Annotated in this window: 18 protein-coding genes; 15 read left to right on the top strand and 3 right to left on the bottom strand. The window is 43.0% G+C overall.

Features of this window, described 5'->3' with window-relative positions; genetic code table 11:
* Positions 1 to 145 precede the first annotated feature (145 nt).
* The 10 genes from JI667_RS07215 (at position 146) to JI667_RS07170 (ending at position 8,472) form a co-directional block, all read left to right on the top strand.
* On the top strand, positions 146 to 625 hold the full coding sequence (locus JI667_RS07215) for an Lrp/AsnC family transcriptional regulator (protein WP_206851546.1): 480 nt from the start codon (positions 146 to 148) through the stop codon (positions 623 to 625).
* A 241-nt stretch (positions 626 to 866) separates the two neighbouring features.
* Positions 867 to 1,265, top strand: a complete 399-nt coding sequence (locus tag JI667_RS07210; protein ID WP_306465446.1) for an RNA polymerase sigma factor — start codon at positions 867 to 869, stop codon at positions 1,263 to 1,265.
* Positions 1,252 to 1,995: a hypothetical protein gene (locus tag JI667_RS07205; protein WP_206851543.1), complete on the top strand. Its 744-nt coding sequence runs from the start codon at positions 1,252 to 1,254 to the stop codon at positions 1,993 to 1,995. Before JI667_RS07210 ends, JI667_RS07205 begins: the two co-directional genes overlap by 14 nt.
* A 48-nt stretch (positions 1,996 to 2,043) precedes the next feature.
* Positions 2,044 to 2,286, top strand: coding sequence for a hypothetical protein (locus tag JI667_RS07200; protein WP_206851541.1), 243 nt, complete (start codon positions 2,044 to 2,046; stop codon positions 2,284 to 2,286).
* A gap of 531 nt (positions 2,287 to 2,817) precedes the next feature.
* Complete coding sequence (locus JI667_RS07195; RefSeq protein ID WP_206851540.1) at positions 2,818 to 3,333, top strand: MgtC/SapB family protein; 516 nt, start codon at positions 2,818 to 2,820, stop codon at positions 3,331 to 3,333.
* Positions 3,334 to 3,584: 251 nt separating this feature from the next.
* Complete coding sequence (locus JI667_RS07190) at positions 3,585 to 4,859, top strand: ABC transporter substrate-binding protein (RefSeq protein ID WP_206851537.1); 1,275 nt, start codon at positions 3,585 to 3,587, stop codon at positions 4,857 to 4,859.
* 91 nt (positions 4,860 to 4,950) lie between these two features.
* Entirely contained in the window at positions 4,951 to 5,841 is an 891-nt protein-coding gene (locus tag JI667_RS07185) for a carbohydrate ABC transporter permease (protein WP_206851535.1), read from the top strand.
* 14 nt (positions 5,842 to 5,855) lie between these two features.
* Entirely contained in the window at positions 5,856 to 6,665 is an 810-nt protein-coding gene (locus JI667_RS07180) for a carbohydrate ABC transporter permease (protein WP_034756365.1), read from the top strand.
* 11 nt (positions 6,666 to 6,676) lie between these two features.
* A complete protein-coding gene (locus JI667_RS07175; protein WP_206851533.1) occupies positions 6,677 to 7,417 on the top strand; it encodes an MBL fold metallo-hydrolase in 741 nt (246 codons plus the stop codon).
* 269 nt (positions 7,418 to 7,686) lie between these two features.
* Positions 7,687 to 8,472, top strand: a complete 786-nt coding sequence (locus JI667_RS07170) for an HAD-IIA family hydrolase (protein WP_206851532.1) — start codon at positions 7,687 to 7,689, stop codon at positions 8,470 to 8,472.
* Positions 8,473 to 8,851: 379 nt separating this feature from the next.
* Here JI667_RS07170 and JI667_RS07165 read toward each other — a convergent pair whose 3' ends face one another.
* The 3 genes from JI667_RS07165 to JI667_RS07155 all read right to left on the bottom strand — a co-directional run bounded on the left by JI667_RS07165 (position 8,852) and on the right by JI667_RS07155 (position 10,313).
* Positions 8,852 to 9,142 carry a 3-isopropylmalate dehydrogenase gene (locus JI667_RS07165; protein WP_206851528.1) on the bottom strand — a complete coding sequence of 97 codons (291 nt, stop codon included), beginning with the start codon at positions 9,140 to 9,142 and terminating at the stop codon, positions 8,852 to 8,854.
* Between the two features lie 24 nt (positions 9,143 to 9,166).
* Complete coding sequence (locus JI667_RS07160) at positions 9,167 to 9,328, bottom strand: hypothetical protein (protein WP_206851526.1); 162 nt, start codon at positions 9,326 to 9,328, stop codon at positions 9,167 to 9,169.
* A 289-nt stretch (positions 9,329 to 9,617) separates the two neighbouring features.
* Positions 9,618 to 10,313 carry a hypothetical protein gene (locus JI667_RS07155; protein ID WP_206851524.1) on the bottom strand — a complete coding sequence of 232 codons (696 nt, stop codon included), beginning with the start codon at positions 10,311 to 10,313 and terminating at the stop codon, positions 9,618 to 9,620.
* Positions 10,314 to 10,989: 676 nt separating this feature from the next.
* Between JI667_RS07155 and JI667_RS07150 the strand changes: the two genes are divergently transcribed.
* The 5 genes from JI667_RS07150 (at position 10,990) to JI667_RS07130 (ending at position 15,931) form a co-directional block, all read left to right on the top strand.
* Positions 10,990 to 11,907 (top strand): proline dehydrogenase family protein, encoded by a 918-nt coding sequence (locus tag JI667_RS07150; RefSeq protein ID WP_206851522.1) that lies wholly within the window; start codon positions 10,990 to 10,992, stop codon positions 11,905 to 11,907.
* 39 nt (positions 11,908 to 11,946) lie between these two features.
* Positions 11,947 to 13,578, top strand: coding sequence for an L-glutamate gamma-semialdehyde dehydrogenase (gene pruA / locus JI667_RS07145; protein WP_206851521.1), 1,632 nt, complete (start codon positions 11,947 to 11,949; stop codon positions 13,576 to 13,578).
* 106 nt (positions 13,579 to 13,684) lie between these two features.
* Complete coding sequence (locus tag JI667_RS07140) at positions 13,685 to 14,956, top strand: PucR family transcriptional regulator (protein WP_206851519.1); 1,272 nt, start codon at positions 13,685 to 13,687, stop codon at positions 14,954 to 14,956.
* A 166-nt stretch (positions 14,957 to 15,122) separates the two neighbouring features.
* Entirely contained in the window at positions 15,123 to 15,299 is a 177-nt protein-coding gene (locus tag JI667_RS22585) for a hypothetical protein (protein ID WP_211201227.1), read from the top strand.
* A gap of 119 nt (positions 15,300 to 15,418) precedes the next feature.
* Positions 15,419 to 15,931, top strand: a complete 513-nt coding sequence (locus tag JI667_RS07130) for a DUF4367 domain-containing protein (protein ID WP_206851517.1) — start codon at positions 15,419 to 15,421, stop codon at positions 15,929 to 15,931.
* Positions 15,932 to 15,967: the final 36 nt, after the last annotated feature.

Here is a 15,967-nt window from a genome sequence, read left to right as displayed (position 1 = left end):
TTTTATCTGATTTTCAAAAGAACATATTGTATAATGATGATAAAACGAAATAATTGAAAGTATAATAGGATTTCAGATTATAAAAATTCATTTATACATCTTTTTATCAGTGGTTTTTGGAACAATTGAAAAGGGTGGTTGAATCATGGAATCAGTTGTAAGCAGGGTATTGGATCAAATGGATCTCAAGCTTTTGGATTTGCTACAAAAAGATGGGCAGTTAAGCAATCTCGAATTATCGAAGCGGGTCAATTTATCGGCCCCGGCCGTTCACGCCCGCATCAAACGGCTCGAGACGGAAGAGTATATTAAGAAACAGGTAGCCATTCTGAATCACGAAAAACTGGGGTTTGACTTACTATGCTTTGTGTTTATGAGTACGAATGAGCACCGGACAGAAAAGCTTGAAGCAGTGGAAGGGACGCTGGAATCCATGGAGGAAGTCCTGGAATGTCATTGCTTGACCGGGGAGTATGATTATCTTCTGAAAGTCGCCTGCAAGGATCGTAAGGGGCTGGAGCTCTTTATTAGAAGGTTGAATGAGATGGGGATTACGAAGATACAGACGAGTTTGGCGTTGAGGGAGATCAAGGATTCGACGGTGCTGCCGATCTTGGGGGATTAATTTAACAATGTCATCAGCATTATTCCCCCCAGGGGGTAATGCTTTTTTATATGAGAAATTCACTTCAAGCGTGACCAGTACATTTCCATTTGCGTCTAAGTGTAGAGGGAAAGGGGGAACAGTTTTGGACCAACAGGAATTAAATGAATGGTTTACCCAATATGGAGAATCAATCCTCACATACATACTTCTAATGGTACGGGATTATCAACAAGCAGAGGATCTAACATAGGAGACCTTTCTGAAAGCTTATAGAAGTAAACAGCAATTTAAACAGAAATCTTCTGTGAAAACGTGGCTATTTTCCATTGCACATAATGTGACGATCGACCACTTTAGAAAGAAGCACCCGCTGAAACACTATCTGGGCCTAACAATGGAGGAGAAAGACGGCATGCCGTTACCTGAACAAATCATCGAGATGAATGAAGAAGCGGAAGAGTTATACAGAGCGATTCAACAACTAAAGACAACGTACAAACATGTCATTATTCTAAGAAAGTTAAAAGAATTCTCAACAGCAGAAACAGCCCATGTGTTGAACTGGTCAGAGAGTAAGGTGAAAATGACGCTAAGCAGAGCGATGGTTGAACTGGAGAAGGTATTGACGAGGGGAGGCGTAATCAATGAAATCCACTGATCCATTTAAAGAATTGGAAAAACAGCTAAAGGTAACAGACGAATCAAAAGATCAGCTTCGAAGTAAAATGATGCAGAGCACAAAGGCAAAGAAGAAGATCCATTTAAAAAAGTATGGCTGGATTGTGGCAGTGTGTATGCTCTTTCTTGTTACATCTCCTTTCTACTCAACGACTATGGCAAGTATTGTGGCAAAAGTGTTACCGATCACAATTACTCCTCAGATTTCAGACGGAGAACCCAATCCCAATTTGACTTCTGACCTTTTTACACTCGTCGAAAAGGAAGGATACAGGGTTAGTTCAGTAGGAACAACACCGTCTCCTTTCACCATTGAAGTGTCACTCGTGTTGGGGGATTCCACATTAAAGCAAGCCAAAGAAGACCTTGAATCCAAGATCACCAATTATTTATATGAAATCGGGTATGATGATTACGAATTAAAGATAACGGAAGCAGCTGAAGTTCCCACTCATAAGGGAAGCGATGGCTTAAACAAGGAATATGATCAAGTACGAGAAATCGTGAAGGAAGTATTCGCTTCCTATGGATATTCCGAAGAGGCTGAATATGAGTTAGCAGGTATGAAGGGGACCGGCGCCTCAGCAGCCGTCACCATTGATATGCCGGACCATATTGAAGAATCAAAGGAAATCATTGCAGACATTGAAAAAGAAATAGAACGACAGGATCTAGATGTGAAAGATGTCGAAGTGGAACTTTCAACTTAAAGCATCGTCAGCAGGATAATCGTTGGTCCATGATCTCTTTATGATGCCATGGCAGGGAAATCGACATATAAATTGGCTGGGCTATCGTACCAGGTGAAGGATGGACACTCTTATGTTTGGATAAAAACAGATCTGGATAAACCACTTCCTCAAGAGCAGATTAAAGAAATTGAAAAAGCAGTACAAATGTATTTGGATTTACCTGAATCGAAAGAGCAAATTCGTGATGATGAGTATACGATTGAATTTTTATTGAAGAATGGGAAGGCGTTTGCGGAGATAACAGATTAATAGTCGCTTCAAATTTAAAGCAGTGGGATAAAATTAAGGGTTCAGTTTTCAGGCTAAGCACCTGATCTGATAAATAGACGGAAAAATTCCGCTTAATTAGTTATTACTATTAAAAATAGCCGAAATAGACGGAAGAATTCCGCCTATTCACCAGGAAATACAAAAATAGTTGGATTTTTTTGTGCATAAGCGGAAATCCTCCGCCTATAGATTCCAAAAACAAGGTCCGAGCTGCTTATAACCGGAAAAATTCCGCTTATAAACTCCCCTAATTTACTACGGCTAGTTCTACATTAAATATTTTTAGGGTTTTAAGGCAAGAGGGCAGTGTAATGTTCCACGAACATCCTCCCCACTAAAAACAGCATTGCGATCATAAAATAATTAGTGTACGATAAAAAGAAAATTTTAACGAACGAATCATAATGGAAAGTATAAAGGGACACTCACAAAGCGAACGGTATGATTTTTTTCAGAATAGGCAGATTCGTTTTGGGTGGGTTCCCTTTTTTGTTTAGGGAGGATGCCATCATGACGCATTACATAAATGAATTAACGGACTTCTTCTGGCAGCATGACATCTATTTCCGAATCGTGGTGAGTGCGGTGTTGGGGTTCATCATCGGATGGGACCGGTCATCTAAGAACAAGCCGGCCGGTTTGAAAACCTATACGTACGTTTCGGTGGCATGTACGTTGATCACGATCGTCTCGATTGAAGGTGCCGAAATGCTCAGTGAGCCGGATAGCGGGAAAATGATGGATCCCCTCCGTCTCGCTGCCCAGATCGTATCGGGGCTCGGGTTCTTGGGTGCAGGGGTGATCCTGAAAGATGGACTGCGGGTGAAAGGGCTCACGTCGGCTGCGATGATTTTCTACGTTGGGGGTATCGGAATCGGTATCGGAGCAGGGTTTTATTCGATTGTCATCTTCGCCACCCTTGTCACCTTCATCATGACGAGGATCGGTAACTTCTTTGAAGAACGGGAGATCAAGGCCATGAGTCTGCCGAAGCTGCGGAAGAAAAATGATGAGAAAGACGACTAAATGCAGGGTGGGAACGGATGATCTGTTCCCGCTTTTTATTTTGTAAAAGATATGTAAATAAGAAGAATTTCATTGCCAACTTTTAGTTAATGTTGTATTATTGTGAATAATCAGACATATATATTAGACAGGTTTTAGTCTAAGGGTAGAGATGCGGAGAATCCCTGTGACCAATAAAATGCATGCCACATTTTTGTGCTGCAGTTTATTGTTCATGGGTTTTTTTATGAAAAAAAAGGGGAGGAAATGACATGAAGATCAGGCTTTTATCATTCGTTTTAGTGTTGATGGTTGTGTTTGCCGGATGCAGCAGCAGTGATACCGCTGGGGGCGAAACGACTGAAATCGATTTCTGGTTCCCGGTAGCGGTGGGCGGGGATGTAGCGAAGGTCGTGGATGGGTTTGTGGCTGATTTCGAGAAAGAGAATCCCGACATCAAGGTGAATGCGAAATACGGAGGCAGTTATGCCGAAACGATGACCCAGGTAATGGCATCGGCACAGGCAGGAAATTCACCTGAGCTTGCCGTATTATTCTCCATCGACCTTTTTACGTTGCTTGAGAATGACCTGATTGAGGAATTGACGCCGATGTTCGATGGAAAGTATCTGGATGATTTCTATGATGGATTCATGGCGAACTCTTCCATCGGGGATAAAGTGTACAGCTTACCGTTCCAGCGAAGTACAATCGTCCTTTACTACAATAAGGATGCTTTCAAGGAAGCCGGGCTTGATCCGGAAGCTCCACCTGAAAACTGGGATCAGCTCGTGGAATACGGGAAGAAGCTGACGAAGAATAGCGGAAAGGACCAGTGGGGTCTTGAAATTCCAAGTACCGGCTATCAGTACTGGATGTTCCAGGCTCTGGCTCTTCAGACAGAAAAGAATATCATGTCCCAGGATGGAAAAGAAGTATATTTCAATGCTCCATATGCAAAAGAAGCAATGGATTTCTGGTTATCCCTTGGGAAGGAACATAAAATCATGCCGGAGGGTGTCATTGAATGGGCGACGGTTCCTTCAGACTTCCTGAGTGGAAAAACGGCGATGATGTATCATACGACGGGGAACCTGACCAATGTGAAGAACAATGCGGACTTTGATTTCGGTGTGTCATTCCTGCCGGCGAATGAGCAATACGGTTCCCCTACAGGAGGCGGAAATATCTACTTGTTCAAAGACCTGCCAAAAGCCAACAAGGAAGCGGCCATCAAGTTCATGAAATTCCTGACTGAACCGGAGCGTGTGGCTCAGTGGTCCATCGATACAGGATATGTCGCCACCACGGAATCGGCTTATGAGACAGACGTGTTGAAGAAATATGTTGAGGAATTCCCTCCTGCACTGGTTGCCCGCGAGCAGCTTGAATACGCAGAAAGTGAACTCGCAACCTATCAAAATGGTGAGGTGCAGAAGATCTTCAATGATAACATTCAATCGATCTTAACGGGTCAAAGTCCTGTGGATGAAGGATTGGATAACGCACAGAAGAAAGCAGAAGACGTGTTGGAGCCATTTCAGTAAAGGGCAACAGGTGAAGCATTGAATGAAATGGAGCTCAAGTGGACAGTGTACTTCCCTTGGGCTCCTTTCACAAGAAAGGTGGGACTGATCGATGACAACGAAGCATAGAAAATTCAGTTCCCGGGCAAGGAATAATCTGTTCGCCTACGGGTTGCTGTTACCTTCATTTATCTTTTTAACCTTGTTTACGTTTTATCCGACGCTCAAGTCGATTCAGTTAAGCTTCTACAGCGGTCCGATGACGAGGCTGCAATTTTCCGGATTGGAACAGTATAAGGAAGTCTTTGGAGATGAAATATTCAGGAAGGTTATCCTGAACAACATCCTCTTCATGATCGGCACCGTACCCACGAGTCTGTTCCTGGCGATGTATCTTGCCATCTGGTTGAATAAGAAAATGGCGGGAAGTGCTTTGCTCCGTACATCCTTTTTCTATCCAACGATCGTACCGCTCATTGCGGTAGCGAATATTTGGCTTTTCATCTACACCCCTCAGTATGGATTGCTTGATAACTTTCTCCATACGTTCGGCCGCGGTGATACAAGCTGGTTGGGGGATCCGGGTACCGTAATGGTGGCGATGATTGTCATGATCATCTGGAAAGATGCGGGTTTCTTTATGATCTTCTATCTGGCCGGTTTGCAGAATTTGCCGAGTGACGTGTACGAAGCTGCTGAGATGGAAGGGGCAAAACCGTTCCAGATGTTCCGGCATATCACGTTCCCACTGCTAATGCCGACGACGCTGTTCGTCATGATCGTGGCAATCACGAATTCATTCAAAAACGTCGACCACCTGTACATAACGACCAAAGGTGGGCCGGATAATGCCAGTAATCTATTACTCTACCATATTTACGAAGCGGCGTTTACGAACTGGGATCTTGGTAAAGCCGCGGTGCTGACCGTGATCCTGATCGTCATCATGCTCGGTATCACTGCCTTCAATTATTTATATCTTGATCGGAAAATCCATTATTAGGAGGGGAAGCGACGATGAAAAAACTGAACTATGGCATCATTATTGTTCTAGGGATTCTTTCATTCATCCCCCTGCTTTGGGTGGTCGTCACTTCTTTCTCTCCGGGGAATCAAGTGATTAATGGAGGCTTTCCGTTCTGGGTCACGAATCCGACGTTTGAAAACTACATCCAGGCGTGGGAGACGGCCCCATTTCTGCAATACTATTTCAATACGTTTGTGATCGTATTTGGCGTGTTGATCGTTCAAATCGTCACGGTTACCCTTGCAGCCTATGCGTTTGCACGGGTGAACTTCACCGGGAAGAATGTGCTGTTCATCCTGTTCCTGTTGCAGCTCATGATTCAGCCTGAAATCCTGCTGTTTCCGAACTACCAGGTCATCAGCCAGCTTGGACTTGTCAATACGAAGCTTGCCGTCATGATGCCGTATTGGGCTTCGGCGTTCGGAGTCTTCCTGATGCGCCAGACGTTCAAGCAGGTTCCATTTGATCTGGATGAAGCGGCAAGAATGGATGGATGTAAATGGTATCAAACCCTGTGGCATGTCTACATCCCATCGGCGAAACCGACCTATATAGCCTTTGCCCTGGTATCCGTCAGCCACCATTGGAGCAACTTCATGTGGCCGTTGATCATCACGGATTCCGTGGAGTCCCGCCCATTGACCGTCGGACTTGCGTTATTTGCACAATCCTATGAAACAGGAGCGCAGTGGGGGATGGTTGCTGCCGGGACGGTCATGGTCATCATGCCGTTGGTCATTGCATTCTTCCTTTTTCAAAAACAATTCGTATCGAGCTTTATGCACTCAGGAATTAAGTAGGAGGGAATCTGATGGACATTCATTTTTTAGGAACGGGGAGTGCGTATCCCGGTTCGGAACGCGACAATACCTCCATTTGCTTCTCGAATGATGAGTATCATGTGCTGGTCGATGTCAGCGGCAATCCTTGCAGGAAGCTGAAACAGTTGCAGATGGATTTGAGGAAACTTGATGCAGTCGTGTTCACCCATTTTCATATTGATCACATTTACGGCTTACCTTCCCTGCTATGGGGGATGTGGCTTGAGGACAGAAGAAACCCTTTAAGGATTCTGTGTGACGAGCGAAATGATAGGAAGCTCCAAGAATGGCTATCGACGATGGAAGCCGATCAATGGCCGATTGCTTTTCCGATTGAAATCGAGACATTTGATGGTGATCGGGAAACGGAAATTCTGTCTGGAGGGGGAATGACGTTTTCCTGTTTTAAGGCCTTGCATTCTGTACCCACTGTCGGGCTTGAAATACGTTGTGCCGGACGGGTGCTCGTATATTCCAGTGATTCGGAAATCAACGCACGGATTGGTGAGTATGACCATATAGATATGTTAATCCATGAAGCAACGTCTGCGAGGAAAGTGGCAGGCAACCACAGCAGTCTTGGTGAAATCGTTGAAAAGTATGACGTGGATAGAATCGGGAAAATCGTTCTTGTCCACCTATCCGACGGCGAACCGTATGAAGAAGAGGTGGAGAAGCTCAAGACTTCAAAGGTCATCATCGGCGAAGATTTGATGACACAGCACATGTAAATGAATAGGTACAAGGATAAAGATGAGGAGATTCCTTGGGTATGACGAAAAATCCAATTGTTCAATTGGAGAAATCGTCATGCTCAAGGGATTTTTTATTGTAATAAGAGAGAATGACTTGAATTTGAGAATTGTCCAGCTTCAGCGCCTAGCCCCCTCGAGACGTTTCGGTCCGAGGGGTGGACAAAGAACGACTTCACTGATCGGCCCAAAAACGTTGGTGGGGGCTGAACAAGGCGCTTGCGCTTTTCTAATTTGGAGGGGTACAGATGAAGAATCTAAAGGGGTATATTTTTGACTTGGATGGGACCGTGTATCTCGGTAAGCAATTGATAGAGGGAGCAGACACCACCATCAATGCACTTCTCAATGAAGGGAAAAAGGTGCTGTTTTTGACCAACAAGACCATTGAATCACGTCAGCGCTATGTGGAAAAGTTGAACGGGTTTAATATTCAGGCTAACCTTGAGAACATTTTGAATCCGACGGTTACGCTGATTGACTACTTACGGGAATATCATCCCCAAGCGACGTTGTATGTGATTGGTGAGCAACCCATCAAGGATGAGCTGACACTTGCAGGATTCCGGGAAGGAATGACACCTGCCGAGGTGGATATCGTCGTGCTGTCATGGGACCGGGATTTTCATTATGACCATTTGAATTTTGCCTACCAGTCGATCAAACTCGGCGCGAAAATGATTGCGACCAATCCTGACAAAACCTGTCCAGTAGAAACGGGCGATGTCCCGGACTGTGCGGGGATGATCGGCGCGGTGGAAGCCGTTGTCGGGAGAAAGATTGATGTGCAGATTGGAAAGCCCTCCATCCTGACCATCAAGGCAGCACTGAAGATATTACAACTGAAGCCGGAAGAATGCGTCATGATCGGTGATCGCTTGGAGACCGATATCCGGATGGGGATCGAAGCAGGGATGAGAACGGCCCTTGTACTGAGCGGGATCACAACGGAGGAGGATTTGAGGGGGACGGTTTGGACGCCGGATTATGTGTTGGAGTCGGTTAAGGGGTTGTTGGCGGATAAAATGATATAAGAAATAGGGAAACTGTTACGCTGGGCACCCAGTAACCAACGAGTTTGAACGTCAAATTCGTTGGTTTTTTGTGCTCCACACCCCCTTTTTGTGTTCCTACAGGGGAACTCAATGTCGTATTAACAGGGGAAGGTTTCTTACACTGCTTTTCGAGTGATTTCAGAAGAAGATCAAATGGAAAAGGTTGAGATGGAACCTCCGACTCTCAATAATTGCGTCATTTTCATTAGGGATTGCGTCATTTTCCGAATAATTGCGTCGTTTTTTTATTTATTGCGTCATTTTCGTTCGCATTTGCGTCTTTTGGAAAATAATAGAAATGAATCTTGCGCACTGAATGTTTAATGGGCTTTGCATAGACTCATTATGACCCAATTACTCAATTTTCAATGTTGTATTTTTTTACGACACTTACTACAATGGCAATCAATAAAACAATCAGGCTATTAATCAGTAAATAGTACCCAACTTGCAGACCATAAAATATGGCAAAGGGATCTCGAATAATGAAGAGTGCTAGTAATCCCCCGATGGCCGCAAATAAAACTGCTAGAAGAAGTATAGTAAAGGCAGCAGAATATAGACTCTTCTTTTTCTTATATGAAATAAATCCAAAAACATTTGATGTTACAATAAAAAGCCCCATAAGTATCATGAAGAATTTTGTCATTTCATTCTCCCTCGTGACTAATATTTATTTCTCTTTAACTGCTATGGACACATTGTCTGTGAATCCGTCATTAATACCCTCAAGAATAGAGTCTCCATTAAAGATAAAGAAGGTCAATGCCAGAATAGACAACAGAATAATAGAACCGAAGATGATGGAAGGGATCATGCCCTTTTTCTTTTCCAATTTTAAACTCCCCTTATCATAGGTTTATTAATTAGACGGAACTCCATTACAGGAAGTTTCAAATTATTCCATCTGTCTATCCTTTTGTGTCCCCACCATAACTCAACCCGCAAAGCAACGAGGGACCGGTTATTACTCTACTCTTTTAGGGGATGGTAGAGGCGGATCCGTCCCTAATTTGTCGAAAGGAAATGATAGAGACGGTAGTCTTCCCCTGCCTTTATTGCTTTTGGCAGTAATGCTCCCGAGTGCGAAAGAGTTTTTGAGAAAGATGTGTTTCGTTGAATCACTAATTTTCATTTAGTTCGCGGATTAATTCTTTGTCTTCCTCCCCAACTTGCTCCATCTTTGATGTTTTCTTTTTCAATGTTTCGACTGAGATGGATTTCTTGCCATCTAATGTAATTTCATATTGCCCATTTAAATCAGTGTATATCACTTGAAGAGATGTAATGTTGTAACTTTCCCCGAGTCTGTCTATTATTTCTTTTGTAAGTATGGAAGGCATTTTAGAACTGTCCTCGGAAGTAATTTTCTTGCGGTTGATGATCCCTAAAAGATACATTTTTTGGTACAGGGACATATTCTTTGAATATTCACCATTTGCTAAAACCGAGCTAAACAAGAATCCAGGGGGCCACTCAATATTTCCCGAGTAAGAATTTATTAATTTGTTATAATGCCCTTGAAAAGTATCATTTATCTCAGCTACTAACTTCTCATCGGTAATTAGATTACTTGAAAGGTCATAGGAGAAGTGGTTTCCTAATTGAGGCAGATGCACTTCATAGGATGAATTTTTTAAGTTGAATTGAGGTTTGGGGACACTTTCATTAAAGCCATAAACTTGCTTCACATAATCAGTGATTTTTGCTTTTGCTATGTAACTACCGAAAGGAATACCATTAAAGAAAGAGTAGATCGATATAAGAAGAAAAGTGAAAATAAATATAAATATAAAGTTGAAAATCCGTTTCTTATTCATTTAAGTCACCCCATACGATAATAGCGTGTGGATCATATATAAACCATCAGACTGAAACAAGCCTGTTAACCTCTTGGGGATTTCTTACACAGGACTGTGTTTATGAAAAGGGATATACAGAAAGAGTCCAACAAACACGAGCATAATCATGGCTAGCTATAATCCTATAAAAGCCAATAATTTTTTCTCATTCCTTTTCTTAAAGGCTAAAAAACTGAATAGCAGCGTTAATGAGATACCGGTGAATTGTAAACCTATAAAATATTTCGGGAAAATGTTCGTTAATAATGGGTGAAAAATCAACAAAGTTCCCAATCTAATAGATGCATAGCTTAACCGAGAATACCTTTTTCCTGACACGATACTCCCCCCTATTTTTATATTATTTTCTTGTTTGTAAAAATATGTATAGTGTAATTATACACTTTATGGATTCATTTACAACTAAAGTTTGGAAAAAAACCGACTCTCCATTACATAGTCGTTGTTATGTCATATTATGATCTACCCACCACCCCCTTTTGTGCTCCCACCATAACTCAACCCACAAATATTTGTGTCCCGAGCACGTTGTTTCCGAGGCGCTATTCCCGTTATAATTTTCTTAAGATTTACATTTCTTCGTTTAATCACCTTGCTCTTGAGGTAACAGTCACTATAAGGAGGTGTTGTAATCATGGAAGCAATCAGTAAGCGTTTTTTCATGTTTCTTTCTCACAATAAGGCATTGGATAAGATGGCCAAACGGTGGGGATCGAAATTTGGGGCTAACAGTCTTGTAGGGGGAGAAACCTTTTTACAAGCGATTCCATTGATTACGCATTTGAACGAGGAGGGATTCCAGGTAACGGTCGATCATCTTGGTGAGTTCGTCGATTCCACAGATGTGGTGCGGGAGAATGTCCAAGGATGTATTCAGAGTATCAGTGCCATCGCGTATCATGGCCTGGACACTGAAATTTCTGTTAAGCTGACCTCCTTGGGATTGGATATCAGTCAAGATCTTGTCTTGGAAAACATGGAGTTGATTCTGTCGAAGGCAAATGAAAGCGGAATCACGGTCACTCTCGATATGGAGGATTCCACGAGGTGCCATGCCATCCTTGACGTTTACAAGAAGCTCCGTCAAAAGTACGACAATGTGGGGACGGTGATCCAATCCTATCTGTATGTTTCAGACAAGGATGTGGATGATCTCAATGAGTATTCCCCTTATTTGAGGCTTGTGAAGGGTGCATATAATGAATCGGGTAAAGTGGCGTTCCAGGAGAAGAAAAAGGTGGATGAGAATTTGAAGCATCTCATCAAGAAGCAACTCTTGAACGGCCATTATACAGCGGTCGCAAGCCATGATGAAGCCATCATCGATTACACCATCGGATTAGTGAAAGAACACAATATCCCGAATGATCGCTTCGAGTTTCAAATGCTTTACGGAATGCGGAACCAACTGCAATCCGACTTATTGAAAAAAGGATATACCGTCCGCATATACCTGCCATATGGCGAGGACTGGTTCGGGTATTTCATGCGACGTCTGGCGGAACGGCCGGCAAACATCGCATTTGCATTAAAAGGAATCTTCAGCAAGTAACATCCAGACAGATTGAAATCAGAAAGGAATGTGAAGAGAATGAGTAACGGAATTTACAACATCCCAACACCTACAAATGAGCCTGGTAATACATATGCCCCAGGTACGAAAGAAAGAGAAACGCTAAAAGCTGAGTTAGAACGCCAAGCTGGTCTTGAGGTTGAGATCCCGGTCATCATCAATGGTGAGGAAATCAAGACAGATACAGTGAAGCAAGTCGTGATGCCACATGATCATAAACATGTGTTGGCTACCTATTCACAAGCAGGTGAAAAAGAGCTACGCGATGCAGTGGAAGCGGCAATGGCGGCGAAGGATTCTTGGTCTAATATGCCATGGCAGCACAGAGCTTCGATCTTCTTGAAAGCGGCGGACTTAATTTCTGGTCCATACCGTGACGTTATCAATGCGGCTACCATGTTAGGTCAATCCAAAACAGCGTACCAAACAGAAATCGATGCGGCACAAGAATTAGCTGATTTCTTACGATTTGGCGTGGATTATGCAAACCAAATCTATCAAATGCAGCCGGACAGCATGAAGAACATCTGGAATCGCCTGGAATACCGTGCATTAGATGGTTTCGTACTAGCAATCTCTCCATTCAACTTCACGGCAATCGGTGGTAACCTGCCGTCAGCTCCTGCAATCATGGGGAACGTAGTCGTGTGGAAACCGGCAACAACGGCTATCCTATCAAACTACTACTTCATGCGTATTTTAGAAGAAGCTGGACTGCCTAAGGGCGTTATCAACTTCGTCCCATCTCGCGGTTCTCAAGTTTCTGAAGTGGTATTAACAGATCCACGTATGTCCGGATTCCACTTCACTGGATCTACAAGCGTCTTCCAAACGATCTGGAAAACAGTAGGGGAAAACATCACTAACTACAAATCATATCCTCGTCTAGTTGGGGAAACAGGCGGTAAAGACTTTGTCTTCGCTCACGAAACAGCACAAGCAGACAAAGTAGTCGCTGCACTTGTTCGTGGTGCATTTGAATACCAAGGTCAAAAATGTTCAGCAGCTTCCCGTGCTTACATCCCGGCAAGCATGTGGGAAGAAGTGAAAAATGGTGTCGTGGAAGAAACGGCGAAGCTTAAAGTAGGTGATGTCCGTGATTTCAGGAACTTCATGGGTGCGGTCATTGATCAACCTGCCTTTGATTCCATCACAAGCTACATCGATTATGCGGCTGATTCTGAAGAAGCTGAAATCATTGCCGGCGGTACGTATGATGATTCTGTTGGATACTTCATTCAACCGACTGTTATCGTGACAACGAATCCAAACTTCAAAACGATGACCGAAGAAATCTTTGGACCGGTATTAACGATCTATGTATATCAAAACGATCAATTAGAAGAAACCCTTACTTCAGTGGATACAGCTTCCATGTACGCATTAACGGGTGCGATCTTTGCACAGGATCGTGAAGCGATCATGCACTTGGAACGCCGTCTATCTGGTGCAGCTGGTAACTTCTACATTAACGATAAACCAACTGGTGCTGTAATCAACCAACAACCATTCGGCGGTTCACGCGGTTCTGGTACAAACGATAAAGCAGGCTCTGTTTTCAACATGATTCGCTGGACCAGTCCTCGTATTATCAAAGAAAACTTTGCGCCAACAACAGACATTACCTATCCATTTATGGATGAAGAATAAATCGAACACGAAAAGCTCTCCCGTTATGGGGGAGCTTTTCATTTTTTATTGGGGGATTTAACGCTATAATAGGAGTCACAAACATTCGTGGAAAGGTAAGATTCCTATGGAAGCAATAGATATCATCCTCCAAACAGAAGACATTCACAAAGCAACGGAATTGATCAGCTCAAAACTGGGCAATCCCGTCATCATAGAAAACAAAAATTTCGAACTGATTTCATACAGTTCTTCTTCTAATAAATTCGATCAAACACAGCTAAAGACTATCCTCACGAAGAAATGTCCGGTCTTCATCATCGATCGACTGAAAAAAGAGGGCATCGTCCACCAACTCGAAAAGCATTCGGATCCGATCCGGGTGCAGGCGATGGAAGAGCTGGGATTCCACCAGCGTGTCGTCATTGCCGCGAAGTACCTGGGGAACACGATGGGATATATCTGGGTTCAGGAATCCAGCCGTCTCCTCGAAAATGAAGAGCTCGCATTCCTTGAAGAAATATCCGCACATCTTGGAAACCTGATCAATGATATGTACGCGAAGGTCAATATCAAAAAGGACAGAAAAGAAGAAGTACTGTGGCATCTCCTGCAGCACGAGTACGGAAGTGAAAGCCAGCTCCGCCATGATGCCTCCCTCGTCAAGCTGACCCTGCCGGAACGGTTCACGGTAGCGGTGTACTCCATCGCATCCTCGGACTATAAGCCTATGCTCGACCAACTGGAGAAGCTCGTCCAGGAATCCAGCTTCAACGCAAAGATTTATTCACTACGAACGGAATACCAGGTAATCCTCGTTCTCTACGGCAAAGCAGACACACCTTCTTCTTCCCTGGAACTAGCGAGAGACCTCGTTGAAAAGGTGAAAGAGCAAACAGGCGAAGAAGAATTCTACAACTTCCTGATCGGAATCGGGAAGGAATACTCTACCTTATATCAAATGAGAAAAAGCTTCCTGGAAGCATCAGAAGTCATTGAAACGGCTAACTTCATCAGCCCGCGTCCTGAATCCATGCCACGGGAATTCGCTCATCTGGGTATTTACCGGTACTTGCCAACGCTCTATGAGAAAAACACATCCAAGGATTATTACAGCGATGATCTGCTCGTATTGATCAAGAACGACGTGAAGAAACAGACCGATCTCCTGAAGACACTTGAAGTGTATTTGGCGAATGACGGAAAGGGGAAACAGACCGCTAGTGAGCTGTTCATCCATCCTAACACGTTGAATTATCGGATCAAGAAGATACAGGAACTGACGGCGATTGATTTTAATGATTTTAATATGAAGGTGTATTTGTATACAGAGTTGCTGCTGTTGAATAATGTTGAGGCTTATTATCAGCGGTATAAGGATGCTTTGAAGGGGATTTGAATTTCTAAGCATATAAACATTTAAAGAGTGGTGTATTTGCAGTGAAGAGGAACGTAAGCGTCGGATATACTGTATTCAAATCAACAGGCGTGAAGGATAGAATTACTAAGGTCGATTTAACAATAAACAAGTAACCGGTGTTATTTTATACAAGGAGATCATCTATATGACAGTACTTGTAGATTTACTTACAGATACATTCAGTGTCGAGGGAAGTATTGATGAATTAGACGGATTGGCGATGGGTTACCATTCTTATAGCGACATGTTTAAGAGCCAGGCAGCGTTTTTTGTGGCAAATCACATTTTGGGTCCGGAAAAATATTATGATGAAATGATCTAATACTTGTTAGAGTAAAGGTATCAAGCGGTTGCTATCAGCAATCGCTTTTTTTTTCTCATTTTATATGAAGCATTGGAGATAATAGTGGATACATTTGAGTAAAGAGGAGGTGTTTTTTTATGAGGTTTATTTCTACATTTATGCTCTTATTATCCTTGTGTATGATTTCCTCCTCAATAGGTTTGGCTAAAGAGATGAAGTATAACCACGACAGCATTACCATAGAGGAAGTAAAGAAAGAGGTTGACTTTCAAGTCCTTATTCCTGTAAAAATCCCTTCAGAATGGAGTTTGGAGATAAAAACATACGAACATAACGATAGAAATATGGAGACCATTAGATTGCATTATATGGATTCAACTGATGAAAACCTCATGCTGGGGATTGAGGAAAGAAAGGTCTCGGAAAATGAGATTAGACGGCTTGAAGAAGAGTTTTCAAGCAGATATAAAATAAATGTAAATGGTGTGGAAGCATATTATCAAGAATGGGCAAACAGTGGAAGGAAATTAAATGGGAAGAGAATGAGCGGTGGTCTTCTCACTTGGATTCAAGGTGAGACATATCTGCAAATGGACAGTTCTTTTTTATCGAAGAATGAGATGGTTGAAATGGCAAGGTCAGTAAGGTGAAAACCCAGGACCCTCAGGCCCGGGGTTTTGGTTTAC

The organism is Bacillus sp. NTK074B, assembly GCF_017303375.1.
GTDB lineage: Bacteria > Bacillota > Bacilli > Bacillales > Bacillaceae_B > Rossellomorea.
The sequence above is the reverse complement of the archived record's forward strand: the minus strand, read 5'-3'. Positions and strand labels throughout refer to the sequence as shown.